The sequence below is a fragment of the Desertibacillus haloalkaliphilus genome (genome assembly GCF_019039105.1).
GTDB lineage: Bacteria > Bacillota > Bacilli > Bacillales > KJ1-10-99 > Desertibacillus > Desertibacillus haloalkaliphilus.
Map to the genome: position 1 here is coordinate 1 of NZ_JAHPIV010000247.1, position 398 is coordinate 398.

Consider the following 398-nt stretch of genomic DNA (forward strand, 5'->3'; position numbering starts at 1 on the left):
GGCTTATAGCCATTCTGCTTATTTTCTCCTCTAGAATTTTCTCGAAAATCCTCAATCATTCGTAACGCTTGCGGAAAGGCGAACAGCCCTATTAACACAGCTACCATATGTAGCCCTCCAACTAATGAGTCCATACCAAACGTAAAGCGAGCTGTACCTGTAATCATACTAATCCCTACAAATGATAAGCCAATCCCTATACAACCACCGATTAAGTTCTTAGTGACTGCCCCATCAGAAATCGCTGCAATAACGGTTATTCCAAATATTGCGATCCAAAAGCTCTCTGTCGGTCCGAACCTTAATGAGAAATCAGCAAATACTGGCGCAAAAAATAGCAACAAAAACATCCCAAATAATCCGCCGATTACCGAGGATATCGTAGCTAACTCCAGCGC

1 protein-coding gene is annotated in these 398 nt (G+C 42.5%); it reads right to left on the minus strand.

Features of this window, described 5'->3' with window-relative positions; all coding sequences use genetic code 11:
- Positions 1-398: tripartite tricarboxylate transporter permease (locus tag KH400_RS21770; RefSeq protein WP_217228197.1), on the minus strand; the 398-nt coding region annotated here is incomplete at both ends.